Consider the following 13,001-nt stretch of genomic DNA (forward strand, 5'->3'; position numbering starts at 1 on the left):
CGAGATTTATTGGGGTGGTAGATAGCCACAAAGAAAAAATGACGACAACTTAGGTAATAACGCACATATTTTCAACAAATGAACGATTAATTTGACTCAACCTATATAGCAATCGATTGCTAGGTGATAAAATCCCGCGAATTTTATTTTTTACTTTACGATTAGCTCAAGGACCTATCATGAAAAATGCTTTGCAGGGTGCGCAAATGCTCTTTGTCGCCTTTGGTGCACTGGTATTAGTCCCACTACTTACTGGTTTAGATCCCAATGTTGCACTATTCGGTGCGGGTATTGGTACCCTTCTCTTCCAAGTTATTACTCGCCGTTCGGTTCCAATTTTCTTAGCCTCTTCTTTCGCGTTTATCGCACCGATCATGTTTGGCGTACAAACTTGGGGGATAGGTGCCACGATGGGCGGTCTAATGGCTGCGGGTGTGGTCTACGTTCTAATGGGTGGTCTCATTAAGGTACGTGGTGTTGGCTTTATCCATAAATTATTACCGCCGGTAGTGGTTGGCCCCGTAATCATGGTTATTGGTCTTGGTTTAGCGCCAGTGGCCGTTAACATGGCACTGGGTAAAACTGGAGACGGTGCAGTTCAGCTAGTAGATGCGGATGCAGCGCTTTGGATCTCCGCGATTTCGCTGATTGTTACTATCGTTATTAGCGTATTTGCGAAGGGCTTTATGAAACTGCTGCCAATCTTTGGTGGTATTGTAGCAGGCTACATCACGAGCTTAGTCTACGGCGCAGTTGACTTTACGCCTGTTGCTCAAGCCTCTTGGTTAGCTATGCCGAATTTTGTCACTCCAGAGTTCAACATCAATGCTATCTTCTTCATGGTCTTCGTTGCTATCGCTCCTGCGGTTGAACACGTTGGTGACATGCTGGCGATTTCGAACGTAACCGGTAAAGATTACCTTAAAAAGCCAGGCTTGCACCGCACCATCACAGGCGACGGCGTGGCAACGATTGCAGCGTCTATGCTGGGCGCGCCACCAAATACCACTTACAGTGAAGTAACGGGTGCGGTAATGCTGACGAAGGCATTCAATCCAGTCATCATGACTTGGGCGGCAGTAACCGCGATTGTACTTGCGTTAGTGGGTAAACTAGGCGCGTTACTGCAAACTATACCGGTTCCAGTAATGGGCGGTATCATGATTCTACTGTTTGGTTCTATTGCAACAGTTGGCCTAAATACACTGATCAAAAACCAAGTTGACCTGCACAAATCACGTAACCTTGTGATTGTGGGTGTGACACTGGTATTCGGTATTGGCGGTATGGCTTTTGGTATCGGCGACTTCAGCCTTCAGGGCGTGAGCTTGTGTGGTATCGTTGCTATTCTACTAAATCTAGTACTGCCAGAAGAGCTGGGTGAGAACCACTCTGTAGATACTGCGCAGATTAAGTAATCAAAAATCGAAAACAAAAAGGGAGCGTATCATCAGATACGCTCCCTTTTTAATCTATTGGCTTTTTCTATTGGTTATAGCGAACATCGCTACAACCAACTGAATTATTTAGTACCGAAGATCTTATCGCCAGCATCACCAAGACCAGGAACAATGTAGCCCTTGTCGTTTAGCTTCTCATCGATTGCCGCAGTGTAAAGCTCTACATCTGGGTGTGCTTTTTCAAGTGCCGCGATACCTTCTGGAGCAGCTACAAGAACAAGAATCTTAAAGTGTTTACAGCCTTTCTCTTTCATTAGGTCGATGGTTGCGATCATTGAACCACCCGTTGCTAGCATTGGGTCAACAACAAGCGCAATACGCTCATCGATGTTAGATGCTAGCTTGTTGAAGTATGGAACAGGCTCAAGTGTTTCTTCATCACGGTAGATACCTACCACACTGATACGTGCACTTGGGATATGCTCTAGTACACCATCCATCATGCCAAGACCAGCACGTAGGATTGGCACAACTGTTACCTTCTTACCTTTAATTTGGTCAACTTCTACTGGACCATTCCAGCCGTTGATCTCTACACGCTCAGTTTCGAAATCTGCTGTCGCTTCATATGTTAGAAGGCTACCCACCTCTGTTGCTAGTTCACGAAAACGCTTCGTGCTGATTTCGCCTTCACGCATCAGGCCAATCTTGTGCTTAACTAGCGGGTGTTTTACTTCAACAACTTTCATTTCCAACTCCGGCAATATTTAAATAAACCCACAGATTATACATCGTTTTTATCACATTTTCAGTATGTTTATTTGGCAAAAAATTTACGCAAACGTTTGCTCTTATTTGGCAAGCCCTGTTAGAATAGCGCCGTTTTCACATCCAACTTAAGACCGAGGACTATCCCGTGAGCGGTAATAATTCTTCTCTAAGCTACAAAGACGCTGGTGTAGATATCGATGCAGGTAACGCACTAGTAGATCGTATTAAAGGTGCAGTAAAACGCACTCGTCGCCCAGAAGTAATGGGTGGCATTGGTGGCTTTGGCGCCCTATGTGAACTACCAACTAAATACAAAGAGCCTGTACTGGTTTCAGGTACAGATGGTGTAGGTACTAAACTTCGCCTTGCTTTGGATATGAAAAAACACGACACCATAGGCATCGACCTTGTGGCAATGTGTGTGAACGACCTTATCGTTCAAGGTGCAGAACCTCTATTCTTCCTAGACTACTACGCAACAGGTAAGCTAGATGTTGATACAGCCGCTGACGTTGTTTCAGGCATCGCGGAAGGTTGTGTTCAATCTGGCTGTGCGCTTATCGGTGGTGAAACTGCTGAAATGCCAGGCATGTACGAAGGCGAAGATTACGACGTTGCTGGCTTCTGTGTGGGTGTTGTTGAAAAAGCAGACATCATCGATGGCACTAAAGTCGCGGCAGGTGATGCGCTTATCGCTGTAGGTTCAAGTGGCCCACACTCAAATGGCTACTCTTTGATTCGTAAAGTACTGGAAGTATCGGGTGCAGATAAGAAAGAAGAGCTAGAAGGTCGCACTATCGGTGAACACCTACTAGAACCAACTAAGATTTACATCAAATCAGCACTTAAGATGATTGCAGAGCACGACATCCATGCTATCTCGCACATCACTGGTGGTGGTTTCTGGGAAAACATCCCACGCGTACTTCCTGAAGGTACTAAAGCAGTTATCGACGGTAATAGCTGGGAATGGCCTGCTATCTTCAACTGGCTACAAGAGAAAGGCAACGTGGAAACATTTGAAATGTACCGCACTTTCAACTGTGGTGTTGGCCTAGTGGTTGCGCTTCCAAAAGAGCAAGCAGAAGCAGCGGTTGAGCTACTGAAAGCTGAAGGCGAAAACGCTTGGGTGATTGGTGAAATCGCGCAAGCAGCTGAAGGTGAAGAGCAAGTTGAAATCAACTAAGCTAAATTGCTGACTCGAACTATTAAGAATGGGGACTTTAGGTCCTCATTCTGCTATTTACGCCCCAGAAAACCTTAACATATGTAGGTAAATTGTTTATTTACTCTCACACACGCGTTTGATACCTCTATGAAAAATAATGCCCCTCAGAAAAACATTGTCGTTTTAATATCCGGAAGCGGAAGCAACCTCCAAGCGATCCTCGATGCTTGTCAGAACCAACACATTAATGCTTCTGTTAAGGCCGTGTTCTCAAATAAAGCGGAGGCATATGGCTTAGAGCGTGCACGTATCGCAGAGGTACCAGCACACTCTCTTGATCCAAAGTCATTCGAATCGAGAGAAAATTTTGACCGTGAACTCATGGAGCAGATTGACGCCTACCAACCAGACTTAATTGTTCTCGCTGGTTATATGCGTATTCTGAGTGCTGAATTTGTACGTCATTATTTGGGTAAAATGATCAACATTCACCCTTCACTTCTGCCGAAGTACCCTGGCCTACATACACACCAAAGAGCCATTGATGCCAAAGACAAAGAGCATGGAACCAGTGTCCACTTTGTGACTGAAGAGCTAGATGGTGGTCCAGTTATCTTGCAAGCTAAGGTACCTGTTTTTGCAGAAGATGATGCTGACGAGCTTGCAAGCCGAGTGTTAACGCAAGAACACCAAATTTATCCGTTGGTATGTCAATGGTTCTGTGACGATAGATTAGTGATGAAAGAGGGTCATGCAGAACTCGACGGAAATGTCCTTAGTAAGCATGGTTACGCGCAAGATTAATCGTTGTTTATAGAGACGAACACACCAAAGTTCGAATACTAAAAAGGCCGCATTGCGGCCTTTATTATTTTGAGCTTAGTGTAACGGTTACTCTAAAGGTTCCGTTGGTGCTTGGCTTGCCACCTTTTTCGGGGCGTAAGCCACATCAGCTAACGCTTGATGGTTAGACTCAATCAACTCACCGAAGTGGAACAGTGCAAACTCGCCAGGCTTCATACGTGCCCACTCTTCATTGTCTGTTAATGGTTGAGTAGCCACAACGCTCACCACATCATTCGGCGTGGTCTCTTCCTGAAAATTGATCTCTACATCTTCATCAATCAAACTCGCTTTACCAAACGGAGCGCGTCGCGTGATCCAGTAAAGATGGTTAGTGCAGTAAGTCATGACATACTCACCATCACTCAGCAGCATATTAAATACGCCCTTTTCACGCAGTTTATCGCAGCACTCTGCAACAAAGCGGAACATCCCCATCATATCTTGAGGAGGCTCAGGAAAACGATCTTCTAACTGCTTAAGCAGCCAACAAAACGACAGTTCACTGTCTGTCTGGCCTACCGGACGGAAACGACCACTTTCAAGGTCATCGTAGTCGGTTAACTGGCCATTATGAGCAAAGGTCCAGTACTTACCCCATAACTCTCGAGTAAAAGGGTGAGTATTCTCTAGGTTAACACCACCACGATTTGCTTGACGGATATGGCTCACTACGGCACAGCTCTTAATTGGATAGTTTTGAACCAATTCTGCAATCTTAGACTCACAGCTTGGATTCGGATCCTTAAAAGTACGAAAGCCTTTTCCTTCATAGAAGGTAATGCCCCAACCGTCTCGGTGTGGGCCAGTTTTACCGCCACGTTGCATTAAGCCAGTAAAACTAAAACAAATATCCGTTGGCACATTAGCGCTCATGCCGAGCAATTCACACATGGTTAAACCTACTCCCTCTTCAACCAAACATGGAGCTCAACTCAACGAGCTCCAATCTGTTATTACGTTTTATTCCATCTCTTTTTCAACAAGTTGAATGATGATGTGAATAATCTTGATATGGATTTCTTGAATACGATCTGCATAGCCGAAATGCGGAACACGGATTTCAATGTCCGCGCAGCCTGCCATTTTACCGCCGTCTTTACCTGTTAGGGCGATCGTCTTCATACCCTTGGCTTGAGCAGCTTCAATCGCCTTCAGGATGTTACCTGAGTTGCCAGACGTTGAAAGACCAAACAACACATCACCCTTACGGCCAACGGCTTCTACGTAACGAGAGAAAACAAAGTCATAACCAAAGTCGTTGCTCACACAAGAAAGGTGGCTTGGGTCAGAAATAGCGATACCAGCATAACCTGGGCGGTTTTCGCGGTAGCGACCAGTTAGCTCTTCAGCAAAGTGCATAGCGTCACAGTGTGAACCGCCATTACCACAAGACAGCACTTTACCCTCTTGTTTAAAAGAATCAGCAATCATCTTAGCTGCGGCTTCAATTTGCGCGATGTTGTGATCATCACTTAAAAACTTGTTCAGAACCTCAGCAGCTTCGTTTAATTCACTCTTGATTAGGTCTTGGTACATAAGGCTTATCTCTTATATGTTTTTGCGTCACTTAAGTACACGCGAAATGAGAATGGAGGTTGTTTCCCCCTTTTACTTGAGTTTACCCACAAACATTTAAGAGTGTCGACAGTTAAGCCAAAAGATTGCCACCTTTATTGTTGTTCTGGTTTCAATTCGCACATTTATTCACCACACACCTCTCACAATTAGAATTTTAACTCTACTTAGATCACTTTTTACTCAAATTAGAGTTTTACAAATATTTAATACTTTGTTTACACTTAACTGGTTAGACCTCTTACCTAAACCATAACAATAAGTGATCTCTGAAAAGGAAATCGATCATGAACATACTGCTCTCTCTACTGTGCATGACCATCGTATTAAGTGTCTGCCTGTACCATCGAGTCACCATCACTCGTGCACTCGTTGCATTAACTGCCACTATGTTTGCTCTAACCTTTGCCGCGGATGTTGGCATGACGGGTTGGCTGAGCTACCTACTTGCTGTCGCTATTTTTGCTGTCCCAGCAATCAGACAAACACTCATTAGCCAAAAAGCACTCACTGTCTTTAAAAAGGTGCTGCCAGCTATGTCTCAGACAGAAAAAGAGGCGTTGGAAGCAGGTACAGTTTGGTGGGAAGCAGAGCTGTTCAAAGGCAAGCCGGATTGGAAAAAGCTACAAAATATTGCAGACCCTAAACTGTCTGCTGAAGAGCAAGCCTTCCTAGACGGCCCAGTGAATACTGTGTGTGAGATGGTAAGTGATTACCAAGTCACCCATGAGCTTGCTGACTTGCCACCAGAAGTTTGGCAATACCTTAAAGATGAAAAATTCTTCGCGATGATCATCAAGAAGAAATACGGCGGTCTTGAATTCTCAGCTTATGCGCAATCACTGGTTCTACAAAAACTGACTGGTGTCTCCAGCGTTCTATCATCAACCGTAGGCGTACCTAACTCGTTAGGCCCAGGTGAACTGCTGCAACACTACGGCACTGAAGACCAAAAAAATCACTATTTACCTCGATTAGCGGAAGGCAAAGAGATTCCTTGTTTCGCTTTGACTAGCCCAGAAGCAGGTTCTGATGCCGGCTCTATTCCTGATTACGGCATCGTATGTAAAGGCGAATGGCAAGGTGAAGAAGTTCTAGGTATGCGCCTAACATGGAACAAGCGTTACATTACCCTAGCACCTGTAGCGACTGTTCTTGGCTTAGCATTCAAATTGCGCGACCCAGACGGCTTACTCGGTGACACACAAGATCTTGGTATTACTTGTGCGCTTATCCCAACAGATCTTACAGGCGTGGAGATTGGTAACCGTCACTTCCCATTGAACGTTCCATTCCAAAATGGTCCGACTCAAGCCCAAGACCTGTTCGTCCCTATGGATTTCATCATCGGCGGACAAAAAATGGCGGGCCAAGGTTGGCGTATGCTGGTTGAGTGTCTTTCGGTTGGACGTGGTATCACGCTGCCGTCAAACTCAACAGGCGGCCTAAAAACGGCAGCTCTAGCAACAGGTGCTTATGCACGTATCCGTCGCCAATTCAAACAACCTATCGGTCGTATGGAAGGTGTCGAAGAGCCGTTGGCACGCTTGGCGGGTAACGCCTACGTCATGGACGCGGCAAGTAACCTAACCGTTGCTGGTATCGATCTAGGTGAAAAGCCTTCGGTTATCTCAGCTATCGTTAAGTACCACTGTACTCATCGTGGCCAGCGCAGCATTATTGATGCGATGGACATTGTGGGTGGTAAAGGCATCTGCTTAGGTCCATCAAACTTCCTAGCACGTGGCTACCAAGGCTCTCCAATTGCGATTACCGTAGAGGGTGCCAACATCCTAACTCGTTCTATGATCATCTATGGTCAAGGTGCTATCCGTTGTCATCCTTACGTATTGGAAGAGATGAATGCCGCTTACTCTGAGAGCAGCGATGCGCTCGATAAGTTCGATAGCGCACTAGCAGGCCACGTTAGCTTCACGATGAGTAACTTAGTACGCAGCTTATGGTTTGGCTTAACTGATGGTCGTGGCTCAAGCACACCAGCAGCTAAAGAGACTAAGCGTTATTATCAACAACTGAATCGCTACAGTGCTAACTTAGCGCTACTGTCAGATATCTCGATGGCGGTACTTGGTGGATCCTTGAAGCGCAGAGAGCGCCTGTCTGCTCGCTTAGGCGATATTTTGAGCCAACTATATCTTGGTTCAGCGACTCTCAAACGCTTTGAAAGTGAAGGAAGCAATAAAGAAGATCTGGCTTTGGTTCACTGGGGTATGCAAGACAGTCTTCGTCAAACAGAAGTTGCTATTGATGAGTTCCTAGCAAACTTCCCTAACCCAGTTGTTGGTCGTCTACTGCGCGTTATCTTACTGCCATTTGGCCGTATTCGCCGTGCACCAAGCGACAAGCTAGATAGCCAAGTTGCGCAAATTATCCAGACCCCAAGTGCGACTCGTTCTCGCCTTGGTCGCGGACAATTCCTTGCACCAACTGAGCACAACGCTGTCGGTAAGATTGAGCGAGCACTAGAGGTTATTCTAGAAGCAGAGCCATTGTTTGATAAGGTTTGTAAAGAAACAAGCCAACGACGTCCATTCCTGCGCTTAGATTTGGTCGCTGAAATTGGTTTAGATAAAGGTATCTTGACCACCGAAGAGGCAGCACTACTGAAAAGTGCTGAAGAGCATCGTCTATACACCATCAATGTTGATGATTTCGCTCCTGAGGAACTGGCTGCAAAGCCACAATACCCAGAGACGTCGATTGATAATGTTGCATAGATAGAACTATCGAACTCAAACAGCAAAACGGGACTCATTGAGTCCCGTTTTTTCATACTTGATTCTAGCTAATTCATTAGGTTTGAAAAGGCTGGTTAATCAGTTCTAATCCGCCACCAGCCCAAATCACTGACTTGCCAGCAGCGAATACTTGCCATCAATACCTATCACATCAACCCCAATCTGCTTTAACGCCGCGATTGAATAAGCGCTCGATGGTATCTTTACTGCCACTATTCGACGTTGAGCTCGCGATTAATTATGACTTAGGCACAGACAGTTGCATCTCTGGCTGGGCTTGTTTCTTCGCTCGGATTTTACGAACAACAAACCAGATCAACAGGCCAAGTAGAATAGCGACGACATTACCCACGCCAATAATGATCATGCTGCGTTGTCTCTCTTCTTCACGCTGTTTCAACAACAGTTGCTCAGCGGCAATACGTTTCTGCTCAGCCAACGCTTCTTCTTGAAGACGACGAGATTCGGCTAAATCAATCTCTTCAACAACACTGTAGGTTTGTTGTTTAATCGGGAACATCAATGGGCGCTGGCTTGAAGCATCTGTCGCAAAGACTCGTCCAGACCAAGAATAGATTCCCAAATCTCCAACATAGGGAACTTCCATTGAAACTTTCATACCTTCAGCCGCAGCTTGTCCTTGCTGATAAGAGATATACTCATCAGGCGCAGTATGTTCTACATGAGTCGCCAACGAGCTTGGTGCAATCATGCCCTGCTCACCCGATACAATAATCGTATGAGGCGTTCCCTCTTTGCGAGACTGAATAAAAGTCGTCGAGATAGGTGATGGGTAGACAAGCACTTGCTGCTCTTGAGCACGAAGAAATACCCCGTTTCCAGAGGTGATTCTAGCTCGGTACTTTCCAGGCTCTATATCAATCGGTAACGCAACAGTGAACACACCATCGCCCGCCTTCTCATCAAGATCTTCACCGTTATCGGCAAATTCACCCATAATGACAGGCACCGGGCGAGCTTCACGAACCAAAGCATCTTCGTTTTCGATGTACTTGGTGAAAGTCACCTTGAGGTTGACCCTATCCAGAAAATCACGAAGTACTAAAGGCTTGCCGTCGGACGTCAGGCGAGCCGTGAACTTCAGCACTTCGCTTTGATAGAGTTTGTCTGGGAATTGCTTTGCATCAAGCACCAGATGAGAAAGTAACTTGATATTGTTCTTTGGAGAGACTTTGCCCACGGCTTGCCAAGGCCCCGGCATCGGGTGGTCTATGGAAACGATATCCATTGATGGCTCTTGGTACCAACGAACATTGTCTGCATTGCGCCATGAATAGTATTTTTTACCATCCGGGCGAACCAATACCACAGGTTGAGAATTGTCGGCTCGATAGATAACAAACGTAATCTGTTCGATACTTGGATCCACTCTAAAGCGATTATCCAAGAGTCGAATTGAGGACTCTGTTGCCGCCTGTACACTGATACTAAGAAGTAACAAGCAACTCCAAGCCAATGCCTTAAACATACTCTCTCCCTACTGACGCCAGAGGCAGCTTCCACTCTCCTCGACGAGATCTAAACGATTTTTATGCGCTTCTAATTCATCGGCCGTTGCACGCAAAACCTTTAGCGATTTTCGTCCACTTTCGACACGACGGATCCCTTCCGCGGTACCCTCTTGTTGTCCCGCATTGAATTGCAGCGAGGTTTGCCCACCTGTCATTAGTAGGTAAACGTCAGCTAGAATCTCCGCATCGAGCAAAGCGCCGTGGAGCGTTCGGTGCGAGTTATCAATGCCGTATCGCTCACAGAGAATATCGAGGTTGTTACGCTTGCCCGGGAAGATCTTCTTCGCCATCGCAAGGGTATCGGTCACCTTACAGTAGTCGTCGGTTTTACCGATACTTGGATCGAGCTTCTCAAACTCATAGTCCATAAAGCCCGTATCGAAGGGCGCGTTATGAGCGACCAGCTCAGCGTCTTTAATAAACTCAAGAAACTCTTTGTGAACATCCTGATACTCAGGCTTATCAACCAAGAACTCATCAGTAATACCGTGAACGCCAATCGCCTCTTCTTGAATAGCACGATCAGGTTTGATGTAGACGTGGAAGTGACGCCCAGTTAATTTACGGTTGACGATCTCTACCGCACCGATCTCAATAATACGATGCCCAAGATAATGTGGCCCGCCTTCGGTGTTCATACCTGTCGTTTCGGTATCGAGTACAACAATGCGCTTGTTTTCAGCGTTTGAGCGGTGTTCAGAATTGTTACTGGTATTCATAAGGATAACTGTGTCAGACTATGCCGATAATGTGCTTAAGGTAATAGTATCAAATCATGACGAAACAAGTTGAAATTTTCACTGATGGTTCGTGTCTCGGTAATCCAGGCCCTGGTGGCTATGGGATCGTACTCCGTTATAAGCAGACTGAAAAAACGCTCGCGAAAGGTTATTCACTCACCACCAATAACCGTATGGAGATGATGGCAGCCGTTGTCGCTCTGCAAACCTTGAAAGAGCCTTGTGCCGTGATTCTCACCACCGATAGCCAATACGTACGCCAAGGTATCACTCAGTGGATTCATAACTGGAAAAAACGTGGTTGGAAGACGGCCGACAAAAAACCCGTTAAAAACGCCGACCTGTGGCAATTGCTGGATAAAGAAACAGCACGTCACCAAGTAGATTGGCGCTGGGTTAAAGGCCATGCTGGGCATCGTGAGAATGAGATGTGTGATGAGCTGGCTCGCACAGCAGCAGAGAACCCGACCGAAGAAGATACAGGCTACCAAGCGAGTTAAGAATTCAACAATAAAGCCGCTATGGTAGAGACCAAATGAAGCCGACCCTCAGTCGGCTTTTTTGTTGCTATTAGACAGTGGAGATGGCTCAAGTGAAGCGCGGCGAACTCCGGCTCTAAAGCTAGCGCCAACTGGAGAAAAACGTCGCTTGAGATGCCAATGAGGTTTTATTGGCTTGATTGGGTAAGTGCGTTTACGCGCCACAATGAAGTACTGACTACCCGCGACTGAAGCACAGCTACCAAGGCTATTTTCAAGCCATGTCCAAAATGCACGATAACGACTCATTGGAAATAGCGCATAGGTATCGCAATGAATAACTTGATAATTGAGTACGCCTAGCCAGTCCTTAACTCGGTTTGGTGTGTACATTCTGCCACTCCAAGGTAGACTGTTCTTGCGCCAAGGTAATAAGCTTGCGAGCCCTGTGAAGCTGAATGGATTGAACCCTGTGATGATAATATAGCCATCATCCATCATCACTCTATCGACCTCACGCAACATCCGGTGGGGGTCATTGCTATAATCTAATTGATGACTGAGAACGACAACATCGAAACTCTTCTCTAAAAAGGGCAAATTATAGTCATCTGCAATCACATTGTGTAAAGGGTTCTGGATATCTAGATTTACTTGATGTTGAATGTTGCATGTGCAGCTGGATATCTCGCAACTGAGACCGCCGAGCTTAAGCATATGATAGCCAAACAGCTTAGGGCACCATTCATCCAAACGAGTTTGAATAGACTCGCGGAGCCATGGGCCATTGTGTAATTGTTCCCAAGTATAAGGGCGCTCAAATTTCTTACGGCTGCGTGCTGGCTTCATCAATAATCTGTCTCACTTATTCTGTCGCACTAAAAGTGACTGGAGAACCAATAATGTTACATATCAAAAGCATACCTGCATTCAATGACAATTACATCTGGCTGATTGAAAATAGCGATCGTCGTTGTGCTGTTGTCGATCCTGGTGATGCGGCTCCAGTCCTAGAATACTTAGAGCGCCATGAGCTAACTTTAGATGCAATCTTAATTACGCACCACCACAACGATCACATCGGTGGCGTTCCAGAGTTAGTTAGACAATTCCCAACCATTGATGTTGTCGGCCCTAAAAATGAACCAATCCCAACTCTAACGCACCCTGTCGACGATGGTGACCAACTAGAGCTATTCGATGAAGTGTTCTTAGTACTTGGCTTAAGCGGTCATACAGCAGGTCACATTGGCTACGTAGGCGACGGCAAACTATTCTGTGGTGATGTTCTGTTCTCTGCCGGTTGTGGCCGTATTATGGAAGGGACTCCACAACAGATGTTTGATGCCCTCAATAAGATTACAGCTCTACCTCAAGAAACTGAAGTCTACTGCGCTCATGAGTATACGGCAGCCAATATCGCATTTGCTCTTGCTGTTGAACCAGACAATATGCAACTTCAGCAGTACCGAGACGACGTGAACCGCTTACGAGCACAGAATAAGTCGACCATTCCGACAAATTTACGTTTAGAGAAGTGGATCAACCCATTTCTTCGCTACAGTGAACCAAGTGTAATTAAATCAGTATCTAACCGAACTGAGCAAACTGACGCTCTTTCAGTATTTACAGCGCTACGTGCGTGGAAGAACGAATTTTAACAATTAGAGACTTGTCACTCATAGGGGGTGACAAGTATTATCAGCAGCCGTTTAAAAAAAAGGCTGTAAC

At 45.8% G+C, this 13,001-nt stretch carries 12 protein-coding genes; 6 read left to right on the forward strand and 6 right to left on the reverse strand.

Going from position 1 to position 13,001, the window contains the following annotated elements:
- Positions 1–179: 179 nt before the first annotated feature.
- A complete protein-coding gene (locus tag OCV50_RS10600) occupies positions 180–1,418 on the forward strand; it encodes a uracil-xanthine permease family protein (RefSeq protein WP_239841017.1) in 1,239 nt (412 codons plus the stop codon).
- A 104-nt stretch (positions 1,419–1,522) separates the two neighbouring features.
- On the opposite strand, the gene upp is transcribed toward OCV50_RS10600, so the two are convergent.
- Complete coding sequence (upp, locus tag OCV50_RS10605) at positions 1,523–2,149, reverse strand: uracil phosphoribosyltransferase (RefSeq protein WP_172974240.1); 627 nt, start codon at positions 2,147–2,149, stop codon at positions 1,523–1,525.
- Positions 2,150–2,316: 167 nt separating this feature from the next.
- Between upp and purM the strand changes: the two genes are divergently transcribed.
- Together purM and purN are read left to right on the forward strand one after the other, a co-directional pair.
- Positions 2,317–3,357, forward strand: coding sequence for a phosphoribosylformylglycinamidine cyclo-ligase (purM, locus tag OCV50_RS10610; protein WP_261903017.1), 1,041 nt, complete (start codon positions 2,317–2,319; stop codon positions 3,355–3,357).
- Positions 3,358–3,486: 129 nt separating this feature from the next.
- Positions 3,487–4,143, forward strand: coding sequence for a phosphoribosylglycinamide formyltransferase (gene purN, locus OCV50_RS10615; protein WP_261903018.1), 657 nt, complete (start codon positions 3,487–3,489; stop codon positions 4,141–4,143).
- An 87-nt stretch (positions 4,144–4,230) separates the two neighbouring features.
- On the opposite strand, the gene OCV50_RS10620 is transcribed toward purN, so the two are convergent.
- Both OCV50_RS10620 and lpcA read right to left on the reverse strand, forming a co-directional pair.
- Positions 4,231–5,076, reverse strand: coding sequence for a class II glutamine amidotransferase (locus tag OCV50_RS10620; RefSeq protein WP_032551725.1), 846 nt, complete (start codon positions 5,074–5,076; stop codon positions 4,231–4,233).
- Positions 5,077–5,145: 69 nt separating this feature from the next.
- Positions 5,146–5,721 (reverse strand): D-sedoheptulose 7-phosphate isomerase, encoded by a 576-nt coding sequence (gene lpcA, locus OCV50_RS10625; RefSeq protein ID WP_032551724.1) that lies wholly within the window; start codon positions 5,719–5,721, stop codon positions 5,146–5,148.
- A gap of 326 nt (positions 5,722–6,047) precedes the next feature.
- Between lpcA and fadE the strand changes: the two genes are divergently transcribed.
- Entirely contained in the window at positions 6,048–8,498 is a 2,451-nt protein-coding gene (fadE, locus tag OCV50_RS10630) for an acyl-CoA dehydrogenase FadE (protein WP_261903019.1), read from the forward strand.
- A gap of 259 nt (positions 8,499–8,757) precedes the next feature.
- Here the strand turns inward: fadE and OCV50_RS10635 are convergent, their stop codons facing one another.
- Both OCV50_RS10635 and dnaQ read right to left on the reverse strand, forming a co-directional pair.
- Complete coding sequence (locus OCV50_RS10635; protein WP_239841021.1) at positions 8,758–10,008, reverse strand: TIGR03503 family protein; 1,251 nt, start codon at positions 10,006–10,008, stop codon at positions 8,758–8,760.
- A 9-nt stretch (positions 10,009–10,017) separates the two neighbouring features.
- Complete coding sequence (gene dnaQ / locus OCV50_RS10640; protein WP_261903020.1) at positions 10,018–10,770, reverse strand: DNA polymerase III subunit epsilon; 753 nt, start codon at positions 10,768–10,770, stop codon at positions 10,018–10,020.
- 56 nt (positions 10,771–10,826) lie between these two features.
- Between dnaQ and rnhA the strand changes: the two genes are divergently transcribed.
- Positions 10,827–11,291, forward strand: a complete 465-nt coding sequence (gene rnhA / locus OCV50_RS10645; protein ID WP_032551720.1) for a ribonuclease HI — start codon at positions 10,827–10,829, stop codon at positions 11,289–11,291.
- 48 nt (positions 11,292–11,339) lie between these two features.
- On the opposite strand, the gene OCV50_RS10650 is transcribed toward rnhA, so the two are convergent.
- Positions 11,340–12,119 (reverse strand): class I SAM-dependent methyltransferase, encoded by a 780-nt coding sequence (locus OCV50_RS10650; protein WP_261903021.1) that lies wholly within the window; start codon positions 12,117–12,119, stop codon positions 11,340–11,342.
- 53 nt (positions 12,120–12,172) lie between these two features.
- Here OCV50_RS10650 and gloB point away from each other — a divergent pair, with 53 nt between their 5' ends.
- On the forward strand, positions 12,173–12,931 hold the full coding sequence (gene gloB, locus OCV50_RS10655; protein ID WP_239841025.1) for a hydroxyacylglutathione hydrolase: 759 nt from the start codon (positions 12,173–12,175) through the stop codon (positions 12,929–12,931).
- Positions 12,932–13,001: the final 70 nt, after the last annotated feature.

Source organism: Vibrio fortis, assembly GCF_024347475.1.
Classification (GTDB): Bacteria; Pseudomonadota; Gammaproteobacteria; order Enterobacterales; family Vibrionaceae; genus Vibrio; species Vibrio fortis.

Coding starts and splice junctions, on each gene's coding strand:
- OCV50_RS10600 (WP_239841017.1), top strand. CDS start 180: ATGAAAAATGCTTTGCAGGGTGCGCAAATGCTCTTTGTCGCCTTTGGT.
- upp (WP_172974240.1), bottom strand. CDS start 2,149: ATGAAAGTTGTTGAAGTAAAACACCCGCTAGTTAAGCACAAGATTGGC.
- purN (WP_261903018.1), top strand. CDS start 3,487: ATGAAAAATAATGCCCCTCAGAAAAACATTGTCGTTTTAATATCCGGA.
- OCV50_RS10620 (WP_032551725.1), bottom strand. CDS start 5,076: ATGTGTGAATTGCTCGGCATGAGCGCTAATGTGCCAACGGATATTTGT.
- lpcA (WP_032551724.1), bottom strand. CDS start 5,721: ATGTACCAAGACCTAATCAAGAGTGAATTAAACGAAGCTGCTGAGGTT.
- fadE (WP_261903019.1), top strand. CDS start 6,048: ATGAACATACTGCTCTCTCTACTGTGCATGACCATCGTATTAAGTGTC.
- OCV50_RS10635 (WP_239841021.1), bottom strand. CDS start 10,008: ATGTTTAAGGCATTGGCTTGGAGTTGCTTGTTACTTCTTAGTATCAGT.
- dnaQ (WP_261903020.1), bottom strand. CDS start 10,770: ATGAATACCAGTAACAATTCTGAACACCGCTCAAACGCTGAAAACAAG.
- rnhA (WP_032551720.1), top strand. CDS start 10,827: ATGACGAAACAAGTTGAAATTTTCACTGATGGTTCGTGTCTCGGTAAT.
- OCV50_RS10650 (WP_261903021.1), bottom strand. CDS start 12,119: ATGAAGCCAGCACGCAGCCGTAAGAAATTTGAGCGCCCTTATACTTGG.
- gloB (WP_239841025.1), top strand. CDS start 12,173: ATGTTACATATCAAAAGCATACCTGCATTCAATGACAATTACATCTGG.